The sequence below is a fragment of the Saccharothrix xinjiangensis genome (assembly GCF_039527585.1).
Lineage (GTDB): Bacteria > Actinomycetota > Actinomycetes > Mycobacteriales > Pseudonocardiaceae > Actinosynnema > Actinosynnema xinjiangensis.
In genome coordinates this window covers 23,831-47,245 of record NZ_BAAAKE010000002.1, presented here as the reverse complement: position 1 = coordinate 47,245, position 23,415 = coordinate 23,831, and the positions used below count along the sequence as shown (strand labels likewise).

Below are 23,415 nucleotides of genomic sequence, written 5' to 3'. Positions count from 1 at the left end.
TCCGCCTCGTCGGGCGGCAGGTACTCGGTGATCAAGCGGTAGGTCTCGGAGTCGGTCCCGTTGACGGCCTCGAAGGTCTCGGCGGCCTTCACCGCCGCGCCTTGCGCGCCACCTCGACGATCTCGGCCGAGAGCTGGGCGGGCGACTTGCGCAGGGCGGCGTCGGTCAGCTCCACGTCGGTGAGCGCCCCGTTGGGCGCGACCACCACGGTGACCACCCCGTCATCGGACGAAGCCGAACCGCCCGCGTTGGCCAGGCCCTCCTGGACAACGGCGGCCTTGGCCCGCGCGTCCGCGATCTTCGCCTCGAAGTCCCGCATCCACTCCTCGGGCGTCTTCACCTGTCCCCACCCGTCACGCGACCAACCGGCCCAGAGGATCGCGCACGTTTGGCGGCAGGGAGGCGGGAACCGGCAGAACGATCCCGCCGCCCGTCCCGCCGGTGAGTGGGTTCACACGACCGCCGGGGACGACATGGTCACCTGAGCGGTGAAGAGCTCCTGAGGGTGTGCCGCGCATTACCGACACGGCGGAGGCCTCCAGGATCGGGAGGGTCGCGTCCGCCAGTTGGGCGGTTGACCGTGGTGGCACCCTGATCAACCCGCCGGGTGCGTCACCCGACGGGTTGATTCGGGGTCACCAGCCGCGTGAACGCCACTCGTCCAGGTGAGGCCTTTCACTCCCGAGGGTGGAATCGTCCCCGTGTCCCGGGTAGAACCACGTCTCATCGGGCAGCACGTCGAACACCCGTGACGACACGTCGTCGATCAGCGAGGTGAAGTCCGAGGGCGACGTGGTCCGCCCCACCCCGCCCGGGAACAGCGAGTCACCGGTGAACAGGTGCGGGTGGCCGCCCGGGTCCCGGTACACCAGGGCGATCGAGCCCGGCGTGTGGCCGCGCAGGTGGATCACCTCCAGGGGCACCTCGCCGACCTCCACCACGTCCCCGTGCTCCACCAGCACGTCCGGCGGCACGGGCAGCACGCCCGCGTCCAGCTCGTGCGCCACCGTGTTCGAGCCGTTCGCGCCGGCGACCGCACCCAGCGCGCCCCAGTGGTCCGCGTGCTGGTGCGTGGTGACCACCGTCTTGAGCCTCGGCCGCTCCGACGAGTGCCCGACCACATCGGACAGGCGCTCCGGGTCGGCGGCCGCGTCGATGAGGAGGCCCTCGTTGGTCGCGCGGCACACCAGCAGGTACGCGTTGTTGTCCATCGGTCCCACCGAGACCTTCGTGATGGTCAGCGCGTCGAGGGTGCGTCGGGTCGCCGGGCCGCCCAGTGACACGTGCCCGGTGTAGTCCTCTAGTACGTCCACGGTGGCCGACGGTAGCCGACCGGGCACGCCCTTCCGGAGCCGCACAGGTCGACCCTTTAGGCTTGTTAACGATTCCGCCGTTCCACATGATGTCGTTCGAATAGGGTTTTCCACCTCGTGCCTACCAAACGCCGGATCAACTGGGACGTGCTGCGCGTCCTGGCCGTCCTCTGCGTGGTCCTCCAGCACGCCACCCACGCGGGGCCGGCCGCGCACCCCGAGATCAGCGCACCCGTGTTCGCCTTCTCACTGGAGTTCGGCGCGAGCGCGCTGGTGGTCATCTCCGCCTTCTTCGCCTGCGCCGGGCTGGCCAAGGGCGAGCCCGGCCGCTTCCTGCGCAACCGCCTCGCCCGCCTGTTCCCGGCCTACCTCGCCGCCGCGACCTCCACCTACGTCGTGGTCCGGTGGGTCGCGCCGCCGGGCTGGAGCCACGCCGGGCCGCGCGACTTCGTGCTCAACGCGCTGATGCTCCAGAACTGGTTCCCGGGCGTGAACCTGATCGACTACTCCTACTGGACCCTCCCGGTGCAGGTCACGGGCTTCGTGGCGGGCGCGCTGCTGGCCTCCCGGCTCCGGGGGCGGGCGCTCAAGGCGCTGCTGTGGGCGCTCGTCGTCGTCCCCGTCGCCCTGCGCGAGCAGGCGGCCGCCGAACCCGGCCTGCTCAACACCCTCTACAACGGCCTCGGCGCGCACCGCGCCCAGCTGTTCGCCATCGGTGTCGGCATCTGGCTGTGGTCCCGCTCACGGCTCGGTGAGCACCACCTGTTCGCCCTGCTCACCGCCGCCCTGCTGGCCCAGGTGGTGCACACCGGGGACCTGCGGTCGACCATCGGCCTCGGCGTGGTCCTGATCGGCGTGTGCGCCGCCGCGGGCGGCCCCGACTGGGACGTCGCCCTCGTGCGCGCGCTGCGCAGGCCCATCAAGTGGCTCGCGGGCATCTCCTACGGTGTCTACCTCGTGCACCAGGAGATCGGCTACTTCGTCATGGTGGTCGTCGCCTCCGTCACCCCCGACCCCCTGGTGGAGCTGGCGGCGTTCACGGGCTCGGCCGTGGTGCTGGGGTGGCTGCTGACGAGGTTCGTGGAACGCCCCGCCTACCGCGCCCTCACCGCCAACCGCCGCCCGGCCGTGGTCGGCCTGCTGCTCACCGCTCAGAGCCACCTGGGCAGCGTCGGCGCGGCCCCGCCCAACCGCTCGCCGCTGTGGCGGCCGGTCAACCAGCCCAGCACGTCCGCCGCCGCGCCGCCGACCAGCGGGGACCCCTCGTCCGCCGCGTTGAGCGCCCAGCTGCGCTGACGGCCGTCCGCCAGCTCGGCCGAGACGCGGACCGCCGGCACGTCGGGCCGGCCCGCGTAGGTGTCGACGGCGTCCTCCAGGAAGCCCTCGACCAGCTCGGGCGGCAGGTCGTCGAACCCCACCCCGCGGTCGAGGTCGACCAGGTGGACCCACACCTCCCGGAGCCGCAGCCACGGCACCCGGTGCGCCGGGAACAGCCCCAGGCGCGGGTGGTCGACCTCGGCCGCCCACGCCGTGAGCGGCAGGTCGCGGGCGTAGGTGGCGAACCGCTCGCACGCCGCGTCCAGGTCGGCCCGCAGCAGCTGCGGCAGCCGCCCGGAGCCCTCCTCGATGTCGGCGTCCCGGTCGGCCCTGCTCAGGTACATGGGGTGCTCGACCCCGGTCTTCGCCCACATCAGGAGGTTGACCAGGGCGTCGGCGTTGCGCGCCAGGTGCGTCACCACGTGACCGCGGCTCCACCCGGGCAGCGCGCTGGGGCCCCGCAGGTCGAGCTGGTCGAGCCCGGCCACCACCCCGTACAGCGCCTCGGTGGCCCGCGCCACCTCGGCGAGCCCCGCGGCCGCGTCCTGCGCCGCGGCGGGGCGCTCGCGCGGCGCGGGTACGCTCGTCTGGGCGGATCGGGCCTGTGCGGCATCAGTGAAGCTCATGGGCACCTCATCCCGCGTGTATGCGGCCGAACGGCCTATCGCCCCAGCGTAGGGGCGTTGACTACCCCTCGGTAGACCCGTTGGCGGCACGATCGCGGGAACTCGTCCGCACCGCCGTTGTCGGTGCCCGCACCTAGCATGGTGCACGCCCTCCCCGGCAGACCCGGCCCGGTGGTCCGCTACGCTGCTTCGAACGTCTGTTCGGGGGAAGGTCAAAAACCGAAGGGAACCGCTGTGTCCGACCGGCTCGTCGTTCGCGGGGCACGCGAGCACAACCTGCGGGGGGTCGACCTCGACCTGCCGAGGGAAAGCCTCATCGTGTTCACCGGGCTGTCCGGCTCGGGGAAGTCCAGCCTCGCCTTCGACACCATCTTCGCCGAGGGCCAGCGGCGCTACGTCGAATCGCTGTCGGCCTACGCCCGGCAGTTCCTCGGGCAGATGGACAAACCGGACGTCGACTTCATCGAGGGCCTCTCGCCCGCGGTCTCCATCGACCAGAAGTCGACCAGCCGCAACCCGCGCTCGACCGTGGGCACCATCACCGAGGTCTACGACTACCTGCGCCTCCTCTACGCCCGCGCCGGCAAGCCGCACTGCCCCACCTGCGGCGAGGCGATCAGCAAGCAGACGCCCCAGCAGATCGTGGACCAGGTGCTCGCCATGGAGCAGGGCACCAAGTTCCAGGTCCTGGCGCCGGTCATCCGGGGCCGCAAGGGCGAGTACGTCGACCTGTTCGCCAACCTCCAGTCCCAGGGCTACTCGCGGGCCAAGGTCGACGGCGCCGTGTACGCGCTGGGCGAGGTGCCCAAGCTCAAGAAGCAGGAGAAGCACCACATCGCGGTGGTCATCGACCGCCTGGCCGTGAAGGCGAGCGCGAAGCAGCGCCTGACCGACTCGGTGGAGACCGCGCTGCGCCTGGCCGACGGCCTGGTCGAGCTGGAGTTCGTCGACGTGCCGGAGGCCGACCCGGGCCGGGTGCGCGGCTTCTCCGAGAACCTGGCCTGCCCGAACGGCCACGCGCTGGCGATCGAGGACCTGGAGCCCCGGTCGTTCTCCTTCAACTCGCCCTACGGCGCGTGCCCGGCGTGCACCGGCATCGGCGTGCGCAAGGAGGTCGACCCGGAGCTGGTCGTGCCGGACGACGAGCTGTCGCTGGCCGAGGGCGCGATCGCGCCGTGGGCGTCCGGGCAGACCGCCGAGTACTTCACCCGCCTGCTGGAGTCGCTGGGCCTGACCATCGGCTTCCGCATGGACACGCCGTGGCGGCAGCTGCCCGCCAAGGTGCAGAAGGCGATCCTGCACGGCACCGACGAGCAGGTGAACGTCCGCTACAAGAACCGCTACGGCCGCGAGCGCTCGTACTACGCGAACTACGAGGGCGTCATCCCGTTCCTGGAGCGCCGCCAGGAGCAGACCGAGTCCGAGTACATGCGCGAGAAGTACGAGGGCTACATGCGCGAGGTGCCGTGCCCGGTGTGCCAGGGCACGCGCCTCAAGCCGGAGATCCTCGCCGTCACGCTGCACCACAGGACCAAGGGCGACCGGTCGATCGCCGAGGTCTGCGCGATGTCGGTGGCCGAGTGCTCGGACTTCCTGGAGGGGCTGAAGCTCGCCAGGCGCGAGGCGATGATCGCGGGCGCGGTGCTCAAGGAGATCCAGGCCCGCCTGCGCTTCCTGCTCGACGTCGGCCTGAACTACCTCTCGCTGGACCGCGCCTCGGGCACCCTGTCCGGCGGCGAGGCGCAGCGCATCCGCCTGGCGACGCAGATCGGCTCCGGCCTGGTCGGCGTGCTGTACGTGCTGGACGAGCCGTCGATCGGCCTGCACCAGCGCGACAACCACCGGCTGATCGAGACCCTGACCCGCCTGCGCGACCTGGGCAACACGCTGATCGTGGTCGAGCACGACGAGGACACGATCCGCACCTCCGACTGGGTGGTCGACATCGGCCCCGGCGCGGGCGAGCACGGCGGCAACGTCGTGCACAGCGGCACGTACGAGGCGCTGCTGAAGAACAAGAAGTCGATCACCGGCGCCTACCTGTCCGGGCGCGAGGAGATCCCGATGCCCGCGGCCCGCCGCCCGGTGGACCGCAAGCGGCAGCTGACCGTGGTCGGCGCGCGCGAGCACAACCTGCGCGGCATCGACGTGTCGTTCCCGCTCGGCTGCCTGGTGTCGGTCACGGGCGTGTCCGGTTCGGGCAAGTCGACGCTGGTCAACGACATCCTGGCCACGGTGCTGGCGAACAAGCTCAACGGCGCGCGCCAGGTGCCCGGCAGGCACACCAGGGTCAAGGGCCTGGAGCACGTCGACAAGCTGGTGCAGGTCGACCAGTCGCCGATCGGCCGCACGCCCCGGTCCAACCCGGCCACCTACACCGGTGTGTTCGACCACATCCGCAAGCTGTTCGCGGCGACCACCGAGTCGAAGGTGCGCGGCTACCAGCCGGGCCGGTTCTCGTTCAACGTCAAGGGCGGGCGCTGCGAGGCGTGCGCGGGCGACGGCACCATCACCATCGAGATGAACTTCCTGCCGGACGTCTACGTGCCGTGCGAGGTGTGCAAGGGCGCCCGGTACAACCGGGAGACGCTGGAGGTCCACTACAAGGGCAAGACCATCGCCGAGGTCCTCGACATGCCCATCGAGGAGGCGGCGGACTTCTTCCAGCCGATCAACGCCATCCACCGGCACCTGCGCACGCTGGTGGACGTCGGCCTCGGGTACGTGCGGCTGGGCCAGCCGGCGACCACGCTGTCCGGCGGTGAGGCGCAGCGCGTGAAGCTGGCCTCGGAGTTGCAGAAGCGGTCGACCGGCAAGACGGTCTACATCCTCGACGAGCCGACCACCGGCCTGCACTTCGAGGACATCCGCAAGCTGCTCGGCGTGATCAACGGCCTGGTGGACAAGGGCAACACGGTGATCGTGATCGAGCACAACCTCGACGTGATCAAGACGTCGGACTGGCTGGTCGACATGGGCCCGGAGGGCGGCTCGGGCGGCGGCACCGTGGTGGCCGAGGGCACGCCGGAGCAGGTGGCCGAGAACTCCGGCAGCCACACCGGTTCGTTCCTGCGGCAGGCGCTGCCCTCGGTGGCGGCGGTCGGCTGACGCGTCCCCGGGTGGTGGCCGGCGCCGCCACCCGGGATGCGTGAGCATGGTCGACATGCCGCTGAACACCTACCGCTTCCGCAGCGCGTGGTCGCTCGACTGCGCACCGGGGCAGGCCTTCGACGTGCTCGCCGACCTGGGCAGCTACCCGCACTGGTGGCGCGAGGTGCGCGAGGCGCGCCGGATCGCCGAGCGGGCGGCGGAGCTGCGGTGCCGGTCCCTGCTGCCCTACGACCTGGTGTTCGAGGCGCACCACAACACCGAGGACCGGGACGCGGGCCTGCTGCGCGCGGACCTGGTGGGCGACCTCGACGGCACGGCGAGCTGGCGCGTCCTGCCCGGCGGGCGGGGCACCAGGCTGGTCTACGACCAGCAGGTGGTGGTCCGCAAGGCGCTGCTGCGCGGGTTGGCCCCGGTGGCCCGCCCGTTCTTCCTGCTCAACCACGCGCTGATGATGCGCAGCGGCCGGCGCGGCCTGCACGCCTACGTGGCCGGGTTCCTGGCCGGTCGGCGCGACCGGGTGGCCGACTAGGCCGGGGCGGAGAACCTGGGAGATCCTTCTGAACCGCCCCCGCTCCCCGTCCGTGTCGAGGTCGCACGGCGATCACCACGGGGACTACCAAGGGGAGGTCCACCATGACGCGCCACCACGCGGCCCTCGGCGCCGCTCTCGTCGGACTCGTCCTGCTCGGGGCGTGCGGCACGGTCGAACGGGCGGGCACGCCGCTGCCGCGGGAGGTGGCCGCGCCGCGGTCCGCCTCCGGCGGCGAGGCGCTGGACCCGGAGCTGACCACCGCCGTGGTGCCCGGCCTGGGCGCGGTGCTGTCGGACGGCGAGGGCTTGACGCTGTACCGGTTCGACGGGGACACCGCACGGCCACCGGCGTCCACCTGCGAGGGGCCCTGCACGGAGAGCTGGGTGCCCGCGGCCGCGGACGCGGAGGCCGTGCGGGCTCAGGGCGTGGCCCCCGAGCTGGTCTCGACGATCGTCCGCGCCGACGGCGCCAGGCAGATCACCGTCGGCGGCTGGCCGGTCTACCGCTTCGCCGGGGACACCGCGCCCGGCCAGGCCGGCGGCCAGGGCGCGGACGGCACGTGGTTCGCCGCCGCGCCGGACGGGAAGAAGGCGGTGGCGCCGGCGTCCGGCCTCGCGCTGACCACCGCCTCGGTCGGCGACCTGGGCACCGTGCTGACCGACGCGGGGGGCATGACCCTCTACCGCTTCGACGAGGACTCGCCCGACCCGTCCCGGTCCACCTGCGAGGGCGGGTGCGCCGAGCAGTGGCCGCCGCTGCTGGTGGAGCCGGGTGGCTTCGAGGTGCAGGGCGTGGACCGGGCGCTGGTCGGCACGACCACGCGCGCGGACGGCGAGCTCCAGGTGACCGCCGCGGGGTGGCCGCTGTACCGGTTCGCCGGCGACCGGCTGTGCGGCGAGGCGAAGGGCCACGGCGTGGGCGGCACGTGGTTCGCCGCCGCGCCGGACGGCGGCCGCGCCGGGGGGTGAGGGCCGGGGGTGAGGGCCGGTTCGGGGCGCCCCGGCCGCCGTGCGGGGCGCCCCGGCCGTCACACCACCAGGCTGAGCAGCGCGGCCACCACGAAGCCCACCACCGACAGGATCGTCTCCAGCACGGTCCACGTCCGGAGGGTCTCCTTCACCGACAGGCCGAAGTACCGGGACACGATCCAGAACCCGCCGTCGTTGACGTGGGAGGCGATGATCGAGCCCGCCGCGATCGCCATGACCACCAGCGCCAGCTGCGGCTGCGAGTAGTCCAGCCCCTCCACCACGGGCACCACGATGCCGGTCGTGGTCACGATCGCCACGGTCGCCGAGCCCTGCGCGATCCGCAGGCCGCAGCTGATCACGTACGCCAGCGCGATCACCGGCAGCCCGACGTCGGTCAGCGACGTGGCGAGCACGGTGCCCACGCCGGTCGCGGCGAGCACCGCGCCGAAGAACCCGCCCGCGCCGACCACCAGCAGGATCATCGCCACCGGTCGCAGCGACGCGCCGGACAGCTCGGTGACCTGCTCGCGCGTCATGCCCCGGCGGAAGCCGAGCAGCCAGAACGCCAGCAGCACCGAGATGGTCAGCGCCACGGCGGGCGTGCCGAAGAACGTGAACACGCCGTACAGCACCGAGCCCTTGGCCAGCAGGATGCTGCCGAACGTGCCCAGCAGGATCAGCACCAGCGGCACCGCGATGATGCCCAGCACCAGCCCCAGCGGCGGCTCGCCCTTGACCTGGTCGCCGCGCGCCTCCTCGGCCGCGGCCAGCATCTCCTCGGGCACCGGCACGTGCAGGCGCTTGCCCATCCACGCCGAGAACAGCACGCCGCCGACGAACCACGACGGGATCGCCACGGCCAGCGCCATGACGATGATCCAGCCCAGCTCGACGCCCAGCATCCCCGCCGCGGCGACCGGCCCGGGGTGCGGCGGCATGAACGCGTGCATCACCGACAGGCCGGCCAGCAGCGGCATCGCGTAGAGCACGATCGACCGGCCGCTGCGCTTGGCGGCCACGTACACCAGCGGCGCCAGCACGAAGATGCCGATGTCGAAGAACACCGGCACGCCGAAGATCAGGCCGGCCAGGCCCATCGCCAGCGGCGCCCGCTTCTCGCCGAACGCGCGCAGCAGCGACCGCGTCAGCACCTCGGCCCCGCCGGACGCCTCCAGGACCGCGCCCAGCAGCGTGCCGAGGCCGATGATCGCCGCGACGTGCCCGAGGATGCCGCCGAACCCCTTCTCCAGCAGGGATTCCGACGCCTTCTGCGCCGAGCCGACCAGGGTCTCCACCGGCACGCCCGCGGCCAGCGCCACCAGCAGGCCGGCGATGATCAGGGCGATGAAGGGCTCGACCTTCCACCTGATGATCATCGCCAGCAGGAGGGCGATGCTCAGCGCGGACAGCGTCAGCAGCCCGGCCGTCGAGTGCTGCAACCAGTCGATCATGCACGGCTCCGGGGGTTTCGCAGTGACCTGCCGGGCAGGGCGTCGGTCCGCCCGCCCTCGTCGACCACGGGCACCCCGTTGACGACGACGTGGGTGATGCCCGCGGCGGCCTGCCGGGGCTCGTCGAAGGTCGCCGTGTCGGCGACGGTGTCCGGGTCGAACAGCACGAGGTCGGCGGCGTGGCCCTCGCGCACCAGACCGCGGTCGGCCAGCCGCAGCCGGCGCGCGGCGCGCCCGGTCAGGTGGTGCACGCACTCCTCCAGGCCCAGCACGCCCAGCTCGCGCACGTACCGGCCGAGGTAGCGGGGGAAGGTGCCCCAGGCGCGGGGGTGCGGGCGGTCCCCGACCAGCAGCCCGTCGCTGCCGCCGGTGTGCCCGGGGTGCCGCATGATCGCCCGGACGTTGTCCTCGTGGCCCACGTGCATGAGGCACGAGGTACCCAGGCGCTCGGCGACCAACACGTCGAAGTACAGCTCGGCGGGCGGCCGGCCGGCGCGCCGCGCCGCCTCGGCCACGGACAGGCCGACCAGGTGCGCGTTCTCCGCCCGGCGCACGCCGTTGACCTCGATCGCGTCCCAGTCCACCGGCACGCCGTGGCAGCCGTCGGAGCCGGTGTCCTCGATCTCCGCGCGGATCCGCTCCCGGGTCGCCGGGTCGCCGAGGCGGGCCAGCGTGGCGTCCGGGCCGCCCTCGCCCGCCCAGCTGGGCAGCAGCGCGGACAGGTAGGTCGCGCCCGGCAGGTACGGGTAGGTGTCCAGGGTGATGTCCGCGCCGGCCGCCGCCGCCTCGTCCAGCAGCGCCAGCAGCTCGGCCGCCCGACCCCGGTTGACCTCGAAGTTCATCGTGGCGTGCGCCAGGTGCAGCGGGCAGCCGGAGTCCCGGGACACGCGCAGCATCTCCGCGTACGCCTCCAGCGCGCCGGCGCCGTAGCTGCGGTGGTGCGGGCTGTAGAAGCCGCCCAGCTCGCCGACGACGCGGCACAGCTCGGTCAGCTCCGCGGCGTCGGCGTACATGCCGGGCGTGTAGGTCAGGCCGGACGACATGCCCATCGCGCCCTCGCGCAGCGACGTCGCCAGCACCTCGCGCATCCGGTCCAGCTCGGCCGGCGTGGCGGGCCGGTCGTCGTAGCCCACGCACAGCACCCGCAGCGTGCCCTGGGGCACGAGGTAGGCGGCGTTGACCGCGATGCCCCGGTCCAGGCGGTCGAGGTACTCGCCGACCGAGCGCCAGTCCCAGTCGAACCCGGGCGGGTCGTCGTTCCACCCGGCCAGCTGGGCGCGCATCGCGGCCAGCACGTCGTCGTCGACGGGCGCGTAGGACAGCCCGTCCTGGCCCAGGACCTCCGTGGTCACGCCCTGGGTGACCTTGGCCAGGTGCTCGGGCTCGGCCAGCACCTGGACGTCCGAGTGCGAGTGCATGTCGATGAACCCGGGCGCGAGCACGCGGCCGTCGGCCTCGACCACCCGCTTCCCGCCGAGGTTCGCGCCGATCTCGGCGATCCGCCCGTCACGCACGCCCACGTCCGCCTGGTAGGCGGGCGCGCCGGTGCCGTCCACGACCCGCGCGCCCCTGAAGACGATGTCCACGCCGCCGCCCTTCCCGAGCCGGAAACTAGAAGTAGGTGCGCACCAGGTCCACCACGGTGGTGCCCTCGACCACCGGGATGAGCTGCCACTTGTCGAACACCGTGCACGGGTGGGACAGGCCCAGGGCGACCCAGTCGCCGACCTCGACGTCCTCGCCGCGGCGCAGCGCCAGGAACGCGTGCTGGTCGTTGAGCGCGGTGACCTCGGCGTCGAGGGGCCGCTCGACCCCGTCGCGGCCGCGCACCACCTGCGGCTCGGGCAGGCCCTCGTCGAACGACGCGTCCCGCTTGCCCAGCGTCAGCAGCGCCAGGTCCTCCTGGGGGTGCGAGGTGACCTGGGCCCACGCCCGCAGCGCGCTGCGGAACGGCTCCGCGCCGGGGGTGCGGCCCAGCGGGGAGATGCCGCGGTAGAAGCCGTCGTCGTGGGTGATGTACGCGCCGCTGCGCAGCACCGGCCGCACCGGGAAGGGCCACTCCCCGGTGATCTTCACGGCCACCTGGTCGAAGTACGCGCTGCCGCCGGCGGTGACGATCGGTTCGTCCACTTCGAACAGGTCGGCGATCCCGATCGCCAACGCCCGCAGGTCGTCCAGGTACCGGTCCACGGCGGACAGCGACTCGACCGCGGCGTCGTGCGCCAGCGCGCCCTCGTACCCGCCGACGCCGGCCAGCCGCAGCGCCGGGCTCGCCAGCGCCGCGCGGGCCACGGCCACCGCGGTGGCCTGGTCGCGGGCGCCGGTCCGGCCGCCGGGCGCGCCCAGCTCGACCAGCACGTCCACCGGCCGCTCCGGCGTGCCCAGCGCCTCGGTCATCCGGTCGACCGCCGCGACGGAATCCACCCAACAGGCGAACTCGAAGTCCGGGTCCGCCGCCAGCTCGCCCGCCAGCCACCGCAGCCCGGCCGGGTCGACCAGCTGGTTGGCCAGCAGCACCCGCCGCACGCCGAACGCCCGGTAGACGCGGAGCTGGCTGGTGTTGGCCGCGGTGACGCCCCACGCGCCGTGCGCCAACTGGCGCGCGAACAGCTGCGGGGCCATGGTGGTCTTGCCGTGCGGCGCGAGCAGCACGCCGCGCTCGGCGCACCAGCGCTCCATGGTGACCAGGTTGTGCTCCAGCGCGGCGGCGTCCAGCACCACCAGGGGGCCGACGAACCCGTCGGCGAACAGGTCGAGGCGGCGGTCGGCCACCTCGCCGACCGTGGCGCCGAACACGTCGGCGGGCAGGCCCTTGAACCGCCAGTCCACCCGTTCCCGGCGGATGGCGGCCACAGCGTCGAGGTCCACGTGCTCGCTCCTCACGTTGCATCCCATGCAACGGCTATTGCGCGATGTGATGCTGACGTGTGTAACATTCGCTCGCCGCCCCGTCAATCGAGCGTGACCGTCAGACCTTCAGGAGGAGCGCGGATGCGGTTCGAACCAGCGGGGGCCGAGCGGCCTGGCGGCGTGGTGTGCCTGGGCGAGACCATGGCGGTGCTGGTGCCCGCCGAGCCCGGACCGCCGCGCGCGGTGGGCACGTGGCTGCGGGCGATCGGCGGCGCCGAGTCCAACGTGGCCGTCCACCTCGCCCGGCTGGGCGTGCGCAGCCGGTGGGTCGGCGCGGTCGGCGACGACGCGTTCGGCGGCGCGGTGCTCGACGCGGTGGGCGGCGCGGGCGTGGACGTCACCGCCGTGCGGGTCGACCCCGACCGGCCGACCGGCCTGTACGTCAAGGAGGCCGACGCGGGCGGCAGCCGCGTGCGCTACTACCGGCGCGGGTCGGCGGCCTCCGCGATGGGGCCGGAGGTGCTGGACGGGCTGGACCTGGGCGACGTGGCGCTGGTGCACGTCACCGGCATCACCGCGGCGCTGTCCGACAGCTGCCTGGCGCTGCTGCGGGCGGTGCTGGCCCGGCCGCGGGCGGCGCGCGTGTCGTTCGACCTGAACTGGCGGCCCGCGCTGTGGCGCGACCGGGACCCGTCCGTGCTGCGCGAGCTGGCCAACGCGGCCGACGTCGTGCTGGTCGGCTCCGACGAGGCGCAGGCCGTGTGGGGCACCGGCGACCCGGACGAGCTGCGGGCGCTGCTGCCGGACCCGGCGACGCTGGTGGTCAAGCACGGCGAGCGGGGCGCGACCGCGGTGGAGGGCGGCGCGTCGACGTTCCAGGAGGGGCTGCGGGTGGAGGTGGTCGAACCCGTCGGCGCGGGCGACGCGTTCGCCGCCGGGTACCTCGCCGCGCACCTGGCGGGGGAGGAGCCCGCGCGCCGGTTGCGCGCCGGGCACCTCCAGGCCGCCGCCGCCCTGCTCACCAGGGAGGATGTCGGCGAACCGCTCCCGGCGAGCGTGACCGCGCCGCTGCTGGGCGCGGACGCGCGCACCTGGGCCGCCGCACACCTGAGGAGACGTCGATGAGCCAGAGCCTGGACCGGGCGCTGACCCTGGTCGGCCAGTTGGCGACCGGGCCCAAGACGCTGGAGGAGCTGTCCGGCGTGATCGAGGTCCACAAGTCGACCGCCCTCAGGCTGCTGCGCACGCTGGAGTCCCACCGGTTCGTGCAGCGCGACGGCGTGCACCACTACCGGCTGGGCACCGCGCTGTTCGACCTGGCGAACCGGGCGCTGGAGGAGCGGGACGTGCGCCGCAGCGCCGAAACCGCGCTGCGCGAGCTGAACGCCCGCACCGGCTACACCGTCCACCTCGCGTCCTATGAGGACGGCGAGGTCATCTACATCGACAAGTACGACAGCACCCACCCGATGCGCATGTACTCGCGCATCGGCCGCCGCGCGCCGCTGCACTGCACCGCGGTGGCCAAGGTGCTGCTGTCCGACCTGCCCGAGCCGCGCCGCCGCGAGGTCGCCGCCGGCATCGACTACGTGCCGCTGACCGCGAACACCATCTCCTCGCCGGAGGCCTACCTGGCCGAGCTGGAGCGCGTGCGCGCGGCCGGCTACGCCGTGGACAACGCCGAGCACGAGGACTTCATCCACTGCATCGCCGCCCCCGTGCGCGGGGCGCGCGACGAGGTCGTGGCGGCCGTGTCGATGTCCGTGCCCAAGGTGCTGCTGGACTTCGACGGCCTGCTCGGCCACCTGCCCGACCTGCTCGCGACCGCGCGGGCGGCGTCTGTCGAGTGCGGCTGGTCGCCGCGCGACTGAGAGAGGAAACGCATGTCCAAGGCCGAAATCCGGACCGACTCGGCGCCCACCCCGGTGGCCGCCTTCTCCCAGGGCGTCCGCAAGGGGGGCATCCTCCAGGTGGCCGGTCAGGTCGCGTTCGACCCGGCCGACGGCTCGATCGTCGGCGCCACCGTGGCGGAGCAGACCGAGCAGGCGCTGCGCAACGTGGTCGCCGTGCTGGAGGCGGGCGGCGCCTCCCTCGCGGACGTGGTGATGCTGCGGGTCTACCTGACCGACACCGCCCACTTCGCCGAGATGAACGAGGCGTACGGCAAGGTCGTGACCGAGCAGCCGTTCCCGGCGCGCACCACGGTGTACGTGGGGCTGCCCGAGGGGCTGCTGGTCGAGATCGACGCGCTCGCGGTGGTCGGCTAGCGGTCAGTGGGGCGGGGCGTTCGGCGGCAGCTTCGCGTGCTCCAGCCGAGCCCCGCCCAGGTCCGCGCCGGTGAGCACCGCGTCGGACAGGTCGGTGTGCCGCAGGTCGGCCCCCGTCAGGTCGGCGTTCGCGAGGCTCGCCCGCCGCAGGTCCGCCCCGGTGAGGTCCGCGCCCGCCAGCTTCGCCTCCACCAGGCGCGCGCCGACGAGCCGGGCGCCGCCCAGGTCCGCCTCGCGCAGGTCGACGCCGTCCAGCTCGGCGCCGTCCCACTCGGTGCCGCGCAGGCAGGCGCCCCGCAGGTCCACGTCGGCGCCGCCGCGCCGGGCGCTCATCCGGGCGAGCACCTCCGCCACCACGCGCGTGTCACCCGAGGGTTCGCACGGCCCGGTCGCGGGCCGCGGCGCCTTCGTCCGCAGGAACGCCGCGAGCAGGTCGAACGCGTCGCGCCCCTCGTCCGAGTCCAGGTCCGCGGAGTCCAGCGCGATCCGCTCCAGCGACAGGGCGCCGCTGATGCGCACCTCCACCCGGTCCGACGCCAGCTGCTCGACCGCCTTGGCGTAGCGGTCGCTCAACTGGCCCTTGGCCGCCAGCCGGACCTGGTCGCGGGTCGCCTGCAACGACATCCCGGCGAACACCAGCGCCACCACCGCGGTCAGCGAGGTGATCAGGGACGCGCGCTCGGCCGTCGACATGGCCCCCCAGCCCGCCCGCTCGCGCGGCCGGGACCGGAAGCGCCTCGACACCAGCCACAGCGGCACGGCCGCGACCGCGCACCACACCGAGGCCACCGCGACGTGGTGGTCGAACCACGGGATCGGGGTCATGTAGCGGATCAGGTCCGCGGTCAGCAGCGCCAGCGCGGTGGTCAGGGCCGGCACCACCGCGACGAGCGACGCCGCGGCCGCCAGCGCCAGCAGCCCCAGGCGCGCGAACCGCCTCCGCCGATCGATCCGCGCTCTGCGCCGCGCCCTGGGTGACCAGTCCGGTTTCGTCACGTGAGCAGGGTGCCGGCACCCCCGCCGTCTCGAATGGGCGACATCGCGTACTTCTGCCGGTTGTTCTGCGTGGCGCCGGGGCGCCGCCGGGCGGTTGACTTGCGGCACACCCAAGAGCACGGCACGGGAGGACCCGGCGATGGCGAGGAACGCATCACCGATCGGATGACCGCACCTCGGCGGCCCGGTCGCGAAACTCCCCAGCCGCGACCGGGTCGCCCAGGGCGTCGTGCACGTCGGCCAGCGCGTCCAGCACCGCCGGGAGCCTGCGGTCGTGGTGGAACTCGGCCAGCTGGACCGCGAGGGTCAGCTCGGACCTCGCCGCCGCGGGGTCGCCGAGCCGGTGCAGGGCGAGCCCGCGCAGGTGGTGCGCGCCGCACCGGGTCGGTGGGGCGGACGACGCGCCCAGCGCGTCGTCCGCCGCCGCCAGCACCTCGGGCCAGCGGCTGAGCCGCTCCAGGCTGTCCGCCTGCCGCACCAGCAGCGTCCCGGCCATCTCGATCGCCATCACCGGCGCCAGGTCCAGCTCACCGGACCGCACCCGGCCCAGCAGCTCCCGGTGCACCAGCACCGCGTCCTCGTAGCTCTCCAGCTCGTGCAGCACCAGGGCCAGGGAGGACAGCGAGATGTGCTCGCCCAGCGGGTACCCCGCCCGCCGGAACAGCTCCTGCGCCCGCCGCGCGGAGACCCGGGCCTCCTCCAGCCGGCCGGACCGCAGCAGCGACACCGTCAGGTAGTGCACGGCCCAGCCCTGCTCCCGCAGGTCGCCCGCCGCCACCGCGGCGCGCCACGCCTCGTCGTGCAGCGCCAGCGCGTCGCCGTACCGGCGCATCAGCACGGCCAGCGTCCAGGTCAGGAAGTTCAGCTGCACGGCCTCGTCCCGCACGCTGCCCAGCTCCCGCGCCGCCCCCACGCCCGCGGTGAACACCTCTTCCCACGTCTCGGCGCGGCCGCGCTGGTCGGAGTACCAGTGCATGGCCGTGGCCACCCGCAGCACCTCGTCGTGCAGCGACGCCGACCGCGCCCACCGCAGCGCGCCCAACCAGTTCGCCGCCTCGGTGGCGAGCCAGGCGTGGGCGTCGTCCTGGTTGTGCAGCGCGCCCACCGGCGTGGTCCGCGCGTCCGGCCCGAAGAACCCGGCCGCCGCGACCGCCGTGCCCAGCAGCCAGTCCACCACCCGCCGCCGGGCCTGGCCGACCACCGGCGCGGGCTCCTCGTCGACCAGCCGCTCGCCGGCGAAGACCCGGATCAGGTCGTGGAACACGTACCGGCCGGGCACCTCGGCGGTGTCCAGCAGGCTCATGTCGACCAGTTCCTCCAGGGTGTCCTCGGCCGCGAACCGGTCCACGTCGGCCAGGACCGCGGCCAGGTCCGGCCCGAAGTCCGCGCCGGGCGCCAGGGACAGCCTGCGGAACAGCACCGCGGCCTTGTCGCTGAGCTGCCGGTAGGACATCTCGAACGCGGTGCGCACCCGCAGGTCGCCCGCCGTCAGCGCGGACAGCCTGCGGCGCTCGTCCACCAGCTGCCCGGCCAGGTGCCCGATCGTCCACTTCGGACGGCTGGCGAGCCGGTTGCCCGCGATGCGCAGCGCCAGCGGCAGGTGCCCGCACAGCTTCGCGACCCGCGCCGCGGCCACCGGTTCCGCGCCGACGCGCGCCTGGCCCGCGATCGCGCCGAGCAGCCGGAACGACGCCACGGGGTCCAGCACGTCGAGGCCGAGCCGGGTGCTCGCCTCCAAGCCGCCGAGCACCTGGCGCGAGGTCACCAGCACCACCGAGGAGCGGCCGGTCGCCAGCAGCGGGCGCACCTGGGCCTCGTCGGAGGCGTTGTCCAGCACCAGCAGCGTGGACCGCTCGCGCATCAGCGCCCGGTACAGGTCGGACCGCTCGGCCTCGCTGCCCGGCACCTCCTTCTCGACCACGCCGAGCGCGAGCAGCATCCGGTGCACCACCTCGGACGGGTGCAGCGGCCGCACGTCCATCCCGCGCAGGTTGAAGAAGAAGCACCCGTCCTCGAAGCGCGGCGCGAACCGGTAGGCCGCGTGCACGGCCAGCGTGGTCTTCCCCGCGCCCGGCGGGCCGTGCACCACCACCAGGGACGTGGTGCGCGCCTGGTCGGCGACCTCGGCGAGGGCGGCCAGCTCCTCCTCGCGCCCGGTCAGGTCGGTGAGGTCCGGCGGCAGCGCGGACGGCGCGACGTCCGGCGGCCGGCGCACGCGGCCCTCCTTGGCCGCGTCGAGCAGCTCGCCCGTCTCGGGCGCGGACAGCGCGAGCACGCCCGCCAGCGCCTCGACCGTGCGGCGTTGCGGCCCCTTCGCCCGGCCGCGCTCCATGTCGCTGATCGCCCGCACGCTGACCCCGGACCCCTCGGCCAGCTCCTCCTGGGTCAGCTTCACCCGCAACCTGTGCGCTCGCAGCAAGTCACCGAAAGTCGTCCCCACACCACGACATTAATCGTCCTACGGGCGGCTCCCGCCCTGTGGCCTTGTCAACAGCACGTCCGGGCAACCAGTTGGCCCCTCTGCCCGTGTGGGCGGTGCACGATGCCCGACCAGGCGGTATGGGGTGCCCGAGTGGAGGACACGCGGTGCCGGAGTGGAGGACACGCGGTGCCGGAGTGGAGGACACGCGGTGCCGGAGTGGAGGACACGCCGGTGGGGTGGACCGGGCTGGTAAGACGTTGCGGCATGAAGTGGTACGCGGACCAACCCGCCCGGATGGCGCGGCAGGTGGTGGCCGACCTGCTGGCCGTGGCGTGGGCGTGGTGCTGGGTGGTGGTGGCGCTGGCGGCGGGTGACGCGGTCCGCGAGCTGCGCGCGCCGGGCGACCGGCTGGTGGACGCCGGTCGGGACCTGGGCGACACCTTCGGCGAGGCCGCGGCCAACGCGCGCGACGTGCCGCTGGTCGGCGGTCGCCTGGGCGAGGCGCTGGACCGGGGCCGCGACGCGGGCGGCACGCTGACCGAGGCGGGCGCCACCCAGGTCGAGGCGGTGGAGACCGGCGCGCTGTGGCTCACCGTCGCGCTGGTCGTCGTGCCGGTGGCGTTCCTGCTGGTCACGTGGCTGCCGCTGCGCCTGCGGTTCGCCCGGCGGGCGGCGGCGCTGCGGCGGCTGCGCGACCAGGGCCGGGTCGACCTGCTGGCCCTGCGCGCGCTGAACGGCCTGTCGCCCGCCGACCTGGCGGCGTTCCCGGTCGACCCGGCCGAGGGGTGGCGCCGCCAGGACCCCGAGGTCGTCGAGGCCCTGGCGGGTCGCCTGCTCCGGGCGGGCGGCGTCCGGCCCTGATCAGCCGCCCGTCACCGGTCGGTCACCCCTCCGGCCCTCACCCGAGCCGGTGCCAGAACACCTGGCCCGACGGCCCGTAGAGGACCAGGTTGGAGTCGTCCTGCACGACCAGGCGGTCGGCCGCCGTGCCGTGCGTGCCGGAGTGCCACTTCGGCACGCCCGCGGACGTGTAGACCACGAAGTTGCCGTCCTGCTGGAGCACCGCGTTGGTGGCGCCGGTGCCGTGCGTGTTGGTGTGCCACAGCGCCTGGCCGCCGGCCGTGTAGAGGACCAGGTTGCCGTCACCCTGCATGACCAGCGTGTGCCGGCCGTCCTGCGAGGTCCTGCTGTCGCCGACCTGGAGGCTCTCGCCGCGGACCAGCGTGTCGCGACCCGGCTGGGGCGGCGGGCCGGCGTTGGTGTGGAGCAGCAGGTTGGGCGAGCCCGTGCCCGGGTTGGGCACCTTGTTCGGCGTCGCGGCGCCCACCAGGGCGTCCCGCACCGCCTGCGGCGTGGCGCCGGGCGAGCCGGCCAGCAGCAGCGCCGCGGCGCCCGCGGCGTGCGGCGACGCCATGGACGTGCCGCTGATGGTGTTGGTGGCGGTGTCGCCGGTGTGCCACGCGGAGGTGATGCCGACGCCCGGCGCGAACAGGTCGGTGCAGGTGCCCCAGTTGGAGGACGACGCCCGGTTGTCGGACGAGTCCGCGGAGTTGACCGTGATGGCCTCCGCGACCCGGGCGGGGGAGAAGGAGCACGCGTTCGCGTTGGAGTTGCCCGACGCGACGGCGTAGGTCACGCCGGACGCGATGGAGCGGCGCACGGCCGCGTCCAGGGTGTCGTTGGCGCCGCCGCCGAGGCTCATGTTGGCCACGGCCGGCTTCTGCGCGTTCGCCGTGACCCAGTCCACGCCCGCCACGACGCCCGCGATGCTGCCGGAGCCCGCGCAGTTCAGCACCTTGACGCCGTGCAGCCGGACGCCCTTGGCGACGCCGTGGGCGTTGCCGCCGACCGTGCCGGCGACGTGCGTGCCGTGGCCGTTGCAGTCGGAGTCGTTGCCGTCACCGGTGGTGTTGACGTCGAAGCTGGCCCGGCCGCCGAAGTCCGAGTGGGTGGCGCGGATGCCGGTGTCGACGATGTAGGCGTGCACGTTGCCCGCCGTGGTGGTGTAGCTGTAGTTCCGGTTCAGCGGCAGGTCGCGCTGGTCCACGCGGTCCAGCCCCCAGGACGGCGGGTTCGGCTGGTCCGCCAGCAACCGCACCTCCCGGTCCTGCGCGACGTAGTCGACCGCCGGGTCGGCCGCCAGCACCCGCGCGGCCCTCTCGCTCATCCGCGCGGCGAACCCGTGCAATGCCGCGCCATAACGATGCGTGACTTCCGCATCGACCTTTTCTGCTAACGCGTCAACTCCAATGGAGTCTTTCAGCACCACGATGTAACTACCGGCCACGGCACCGGGCGCACCGGCATCCCTGACCACCCCTTCGGCGGCCTGCGCGGGCGGCGCGACCAGGGCCAACGCCACCGCTGCCACGGCAGCCGAGCCAACACCGACCAACCTGTTCCAAGGCGCGCGGAACTCTTCCATCGAACCCGTTCTCCCTCCAGCAGGGTAAGAGGCAAGCAGTTCGCGCGAACCCCTCGACCCTATTCACCCGCCTCCCTCCTCCATCACCCCTTTCCCCCACCGACCTTCGGCCTCCCGCGCCCCCGCCCGAACACCGCGAGTCGAACGCCCAGGACCACCGTGTCGAACGTTCAGGACGGGTGAGTTCACCGTTCGCGCACGCCAACCACCCCCGGCCACCTCGATCGGGTGAGTTCCCGGGGGTTGGCCGGCGGGGAGGTCGGGCGGCCGGCGGGGAGGTCAGTAGACGGGGCCCGTGTACTTCTCGCCCGGCCCCTGGCCGGGCTCGTCGGGGTAGGCGGAGGCCTCGCGGAACGCCCGCTGGACCGACTGGAGCCCGTCGCGCAGGGGCGCGGCGTGCGGCCCCAGGTACTCGGCGGACGCGGTGACCAGGCCGGCCAGGGCGGTGATCAGGCGGCGGGCTTCGTCGAGGTCGCGGCGCGGGCTCGACGCGGGGTCCTCGTCGGCCAGCCCGAGGCGCTCGGCGGCCGAGGACAGCAGCATGACCGCGGCCTTGCTGATCACTTCGACGCTGGGAACATCGGACAGCTCGCGGACGTTGTCAGGAGGCAGGTCGGTCACGGGGAGCATTCTCGCAACCTCGCCGGAGGGCTCGCCGGTTCGGGGGTTGACAAGACCGTCTGCTATCATCTTCCAGCGACCAGTCCCCACCCGTGTGGGGACGGCAAGTGGAGCCCCGCTCCCACCCGAGTCTGCCGCTTCGAGCAGGTGGCCGGGTCCGGTCCTGCGAGGGGTGGACTGCGCCCTTCGTTGTGCGATCGGTTAGGAAGCGGGCCTCACACCGGGCAGGTGTGGGGCCTCTTGTCTTCGGCGCACAACGAGTCACAAAGGACGTGAATGACAAGTCCCTCGAACCGCGGTGCTCCCGTGAGCACCGAGCCGCGCATCAACGACCGCATCCGCGTGCCCGAGGTTCGACTGGTCGGGCCGAACGGCGAGCAGGTCGGGATCGTTCGCATCGAGGACGCGCTCCGACTCGCCCAGGAATCGGATCTCGACCTCGTCGAGGTCGCCGCGCAGGCTCGGCCGCCGGTCTGCAAGCTCATGGACTACGGCAAGTACAAGTACGAGAGCGCGCAGAAGGCCCGTGAGTCCCGCCGCAACCAGCAGCTGACGGTCATCAAGGAGCAGAAGCTCCGGCCGAAGATCGACCCGCACGACTACCTGACGAAGAAGGGCCACGTGGCCCGCTTCCTGTCGCACGGGAACAAGGTCAAGGTGACCATCATGTTCCGCGGCCGTGAGCAGTCCCGGCCGGAGTTGGGCTACCGACTGCTCCAGAAGCTCGCGGAGGACGTCGCGGAGCTGGGGTTCGTCGAGTCCAACCCGAAGCAGGACGGGCGCAACATGATCATGGTGTTGGCCCCGCACAAGACCACGAAGACCCGCCCGGTGAAGCAGGACGGCCAGCACGACCAGGACGTCCCGGCGGACTCTGTCGACGAGTGACCTACCGGCCCTCGGGCCGGTGACCTCCCGGGCCCTCGGCGGGGCCCGGGAGCAAGCACGGCCGCCCGACCCCCGATGGCTGCACGAGACCCAAGGACGACTGACCATGCCCAAGAACAAGAGCCACAGCGGGACCTCCAAGCGCGTGAAGGTCACCGGCAGCGGCAAGCTCATCCGCGAGAAGGCCGGCAAGCGCCACCTGCTGGAGAAGAAGTCCAGCAAGCTGACGCGCCGCCTCTCCGGCACGGCCGACGTCGCCAAGAACGACGTGTCGCGCATCAAGAAGCTGCTCGGCATCTGACACCCGCCCCGCCCGTGAACACCGGGGCCCCCACCGGCCCCACGAGATCGACAGGATGGACCCGTGGCACGCGTCAAAAGGGCCGTGAACGCCCAGAAGAAGCGCCGTACCACCCTTGAGCTCGCCAGCGGCTACCGCGGCCAGCGTTCGAGGCTGTACCGCAAGGCCAAGGAGCAGGTGCTCCACTCGCTCAACTACGCCTACCGGGACCGTCGCGCCCGCAAGGGTGACTTCCGGAAGCTGTGGATCCAGCGCATCAACGCGGGTGTCCGGGCCAACGGCATGACCTACAACCGCTTCATCCAGGGCCTGCGCCTCGCGGGCATCGAGGTGGACCGCAAGATCCTGGCCGAGCTGGCCGTCAGCGACGCGGGCGCGTTCACCGCGCTGGTGGAGGCCGCCAAGGCCGCCCTGCCCGGCGACGTCAACGCGCCGGTCGAGGACAAGGCCTGAGCGGGAACGACCGCGCACCACGACCCGGGGATGCTCCGTTCACCGAACGGACTCCCCGGGTCGTTGCCGCTAAGCGGTTGACCAGGCGTTCCGGCCGCGACCGCGCGGAGCGCTTCCTCGCCGAGGGCGCGCAGGCGGTGCGCGAGGCCCTGGCCTGGGCCGCCGCCGGGCGCGGCCGGGTGCACGAGCTGTTCGCCACGGAGGTCGCGGCGTCGCGCAACCCCTCGCTGGTGCGGGACGCGGTCGACGCCGGGGTGCCGGTGAGCGCCGTGACGGACAAGGCCGCCGCCGCGCTGTCGGAGACGGTGACCCCGCAGGGCCTCGTCGCGGTGTGCTCGCCGGTGGACGTGCCGCTGAGGGCGGCGCTGGGCTCCGACGTGCGGTTGGTGGCGGTGCTGCACGGCGTGGCGGACCCCGGCAACGCGGGCACGGTGGTGCGCGTCGCGGACGCCGCCGGCGCCGACGCGGTGATCTTCGCGGGGGACGCGGTCGACCCGCACAACGGCAAGTGCGTGCGCGCGTCCACGGGCAGCGTGTTCCACCTGCCGATCGCGCGGGCCCGGGACGCGGAAGAGGCCTTCGCCGCCCTGCGCGACGCGGGGCTGCGCCTGGTCGCCGCCGACGGGTACGCGCCGGAGGACCTGGTGACCGCCGACCTGCGCGGTGACCTGGCCGCGCCGACGGCGTGGGTGTTCGGCAGCGAGGCCCACGGCCTGCCCGACGAGGTGGTCGACGGCCTCGACGCCGCGCTGAAGGTCCCGATCTACGGCGGCGCGGAGAGCCTGAACCTCGCCACGGCGGCCGCCGTCTGCCTCTACGCCTCGGCCCGCGCCCAACGCGCCTGATCGGCGGTCGGGCGCGGGTGCCCGAA

The 23,415-nt window shown here is 73.4% G+C and carries 21 protein-coding genes and 1 pseudogene; 12 read left to right on the top strand and 10 right to left on the bottom strand.

Annotated elements, in window-relative coordinates; translation table 11 throughout:
• Positions 1-88: 88 nt before the first annotated feature.
• Together ABD223_RS05465 and ABD223_RS05460 are read right to left on the bottom strand one after the other, a co-directional pair.
• On the bottom strand, positions 89-340 hold the full coding sequence (locus ABD223_RS05465; protein ID WP_344034778.1) for a YbaB/EbfC family nucleoid-associated protein: 252 nt from the start codon (positions 338-340) through the stop codon (positions 89-91).
• 295 nt (positions 341-635) lie between these two features.
• Positions 636-1,313 (bottom strand): MBL fold metallo-hydrolase, encoded by a 678-nt coding sequence (locus ABD223_RS05460; protein ID WP_344034777.1) that lies wholly within the window; start codon positions 1,311-1,313, stop codon positions 636-638.
• A 117-nt stretch (positions 1,314-1,430) separates the two neighbouring features.
• Here ABD223_RS05460 and ABD223_RS05455 point away from each other — a divergent pair.
• Positions 1,431-2,378, top strand: a pseudogene (locus ABD223_RS05455) (acyltransferase family protein); the annotation flags it as partial.
• A gap of 86 nt (positions 2,379-2,464) precedes the next feature.
• Here the strand turns inward: ABD223_RS05455 and ABD223_RS05450 are convergent.
• The gene (locus ABD223_RS05450) at positions 2,465-3,256 is read right to left on the bottom strand and encodes a maleylpyruvate isomerase family mycothiol-dependent enzyme (protein ID WP_344034776.1); all 792 of its coding nucleotides are present in this window, start codon (positions 3,254-3,256) and stop codon (positions 2,465-2,467) included.
• Positions 3,257-3,490: 234 nt separating this feature from the next.
• On the opposite strand from ABD223_RS05450, the gene uvrA reads away from it, so the two are divergent.
• The 3 genes from uvrA (at position 3,491) to ABD223_RS05435 (ending at position 7,867) form a co-directional block, all read left to right on the top strand.
• Positions 3,491-6,364, top strand: coding sequence for an excinuclease ABC subunit UvrA (gene uvrA / locus ABD223_RS05445; RefSeq protein WP_344034775.1), 2,874 nt, complete (start codon positions 3,491-3,493; stop codon positions 6,362-6,364).
• Between the two features lie 46 nt (positions 6,365-6,410).
• A complete protein-coding gene (locus tag ABD223_RS05440; protein ID WP_344035360.1) occupies positions 6,411-6,896 on the top strand; it encodes an SRPBCC family protein in 486 nt (161 codons plus the stop codon).
• Positions 6,897-7,000: 104 nt separating this feature from the next.
• Complete coding sequence (locus tag ABD223_RS05435; protein WP_344034774.1) at positions 7,001-7,867, top strand: hypothetical protein; 867 nt, start codon at positions 7,001-7,003, stop codon at positions 7,865-7,867.
• A 59-nt stretch (positions 7,868-7,926) separates the two neighbouring features.
• Here the strand turns inward: ABD223_RS05435 and ABD223_RS05430 are convergent, their stop codons facing one another.
• The 3 genes from ABD223_RS05430 to ABD223_RS05420 are packed head-to-tail and all read right to left on the bottom strand — an operon-like array spanning position 7,927 to position 12,216.
• Positions 7,927-9,321, bottom strand: a complete 1,395-nt coding sequence (locus ABD223_RS05430) for a GntP family permease (protein WP_344034773.1) — start codon at positions 9,319-9,321, stop codon at positions 7,927-7,929.
• Entirely contained in the window at positions 9,318-10,907 is a 1,590-nt protein-coding gene (locus ABD223_RS05425) for an N-acyl-D-amino-acid deacylase family protein (RefSeq protein ID WP_344034772.1), read from the bottom strand. The genes ABD223_RS05430 and ABD223_RS05425 overlap by 4 nt, the downstream gene beginning before the upstream one ends.
• A gap of 25 nt (positions 10,908-10,932) precedes the next feature.
• Positions 10,933-12,216, bottom strand: a complete 1,284-nt coding sequence (locus tag ABD223_RS05420) for an amino acid deaminase (RefSeq protein ID WP_344034771.1) — start codon at positions 12,214-12,216, stop codon at positions 10,933-10,935.
• 96 nt (positions 12,217-12,312) lie between these two features.
• Between ABD223_RS05420 and ABD223_RS05415 the strand changes: the two genes are divergently transcribed.
• The 3 genes from ABD223_RS05415 to ABD223_RS05405 are packed head-to-tail and all read left to right on the top strand — an operon-like array spanning position 12,313 to position 14,438.
• Positions 12,313-13,296 carry a sugar kinase gene (locus ABD223_RS05415; RefSeq protein WP_344034770.1) on the top strand — a complete coding sequence of 328 codons (984 nt, stop codon included), beginning with the start codon at positions 12,313-12,315 and terminating at the stop codon, positions 13,294-13,296.
• Positions 13,293-14,042, top strand: a complete 750-nt coding sequence (locus ABD223_RS05410) for an IclR family transcriptional regulator (RefSeq protein WP_344034769.1) — start codon at positions 13,293-13,295, stop codon at positions 14,040-14,042. The genes ABD223_RS05415 and ABD223_RS05410 overlap by 4 nt, the downstream gene beginning before the upstream one ends.
• 12 nt (positions 14,043-14,054) lie before the next feature.
• Positions 14,055-14,438 (top strand): RidA family protein, encoded by a 384-nt coding sequence (locus ABD223_RS05405; RefSeq protein ID WP_344034768.1) that lies wholly within the window; start codon positions 14,055-14,057, stop codon positions 14,436-14,438.
• Positions 14,439-14,441: 3 nt separating this feature from the next.
• Here the strand turns inward: ABD223_RS05405 and ABD223_RS05400 are convergent, their stop codons facing one another.
• Positions 14,442-15,434, bottom strand: coding sequence for a pentapeptide repeat-containing protein (locus tag ABD223_RS05400; protein WP_344034767.1), 993 nt, complete (start codon positions 15,432-15,434; stop codon positions 14,442-14,444).
• 154 nt (positions 15,435-15,588) lie between these two features.
• Positions 15,589-17,853: an ATP-binding protein gene (locus ABD223_RS05395; protein ID WP_344034766.1), complete on the bottom strand. Its 2,265-nt coding sequence runs from the start codon at positions 17,851-17,853 to the stop codon at positions 15,589-15,591.
• 267 nt (positions 17,854-18,120) lie between these two features.
• Here ABD223_RS05395 and ABD223_RS05390 point away from each other — a divergent pair, with 267 nt between their 5' ends.
• Positions 18,121-18,717 (top strand): hypothetical protein, encoded by a 597-nt coding sequence (locus ABD223_RS05390; RefSeq protein ID WP_344034765.1) that lies wholly within the window; start codon positions 18,121-18,123, stop codon positions 18,715-18,717.
• A 37-nt stretch (positions 18,718-18,754) separates the two neighbouring features.
• Here the strand turns inward: ABD223_RS05390 and ABD223_RS05385 are convergent, their stop codons facing one another.
• Both ABD223_RS05385 and ABD223_RS05380 read right to left on the bottom strand, forming a co-directional pair.
• Complete coding sequence (locus ABD223_RS05385; RefSeq protein WP_344034764.1) at positions 18,755-20,281, bottom strand: S8 family serine peptidase; 1,527 nt, start codon at positions 20,279-20,281, stop codon at positions 18,755-18,757.
• Between the two features lie 279 nt (positions 20,282-20,560).
• Positions 20,561-20,911, bottom strand: a complete 351-nt coding sequence (locus ABD223_RS05380; protein WP_344034763.1) for a DUF1844 domain-containing protein — start codon at positions 20,909-20,911, stop codon at positions 20,561-20,563.
• A gap of 267 nt (positions 20,912-21,178) precedes the next feature.
• Here ABD223_RS05380 and infC point away from each other — a divergent pair, with 267 nt between their 5' ends.
• From infC to ABD223_RS05360, 4 genes are all read left to right on the top strand, one after another.
• Positions 21,179-21,790, top strand: coding sequence for a translation initiation factor IF-3 (gene infC, locus ABD223_RS05375; RefSeq protein ID WP_344034762.1), 612 nt, complete (start codon positions 21,179-21,181; stop codon positions 21,788-21,790).
• Between the two features lie 106 nt (positions 21,791-21,896).
• Complete coding sequence (gene rpmI, locus ABD223_RS05370) at positions 21,897-22,091, top strand: 50S ribosomal protein L35 (RefSeq protein WP_344034761.1); 195 nt, start codon at positions 21,897-21,899, stop codon at positions 22,089-22,091.
• A gap of 63 nt (positions 22,092-22,154) precedes the next feature.
• Entirely contained in the window at positions 22,155-22,544 is a 390-nt protein-coding gene (gene rplT, locus ABD223_RS05365; RefSeq protein WP_344034760.1) for a 50S ribosomal protein L20, read from the top strand.
• A complete protein-coding gene (locus ABD223_RS05360; protein WP_344035359.1) occupies positions 22,541-23,389 on the top strand; it encodes a TrmH family RNA methyltransferase in 849 nt (282 codons plus the stop codon). Before rplT ends, ABD223_RS05360 begins: the two co-directional genes overlap by 4 nt.
• Positions 23,390-23,415 lie beyond the last annotated feature (26 nt).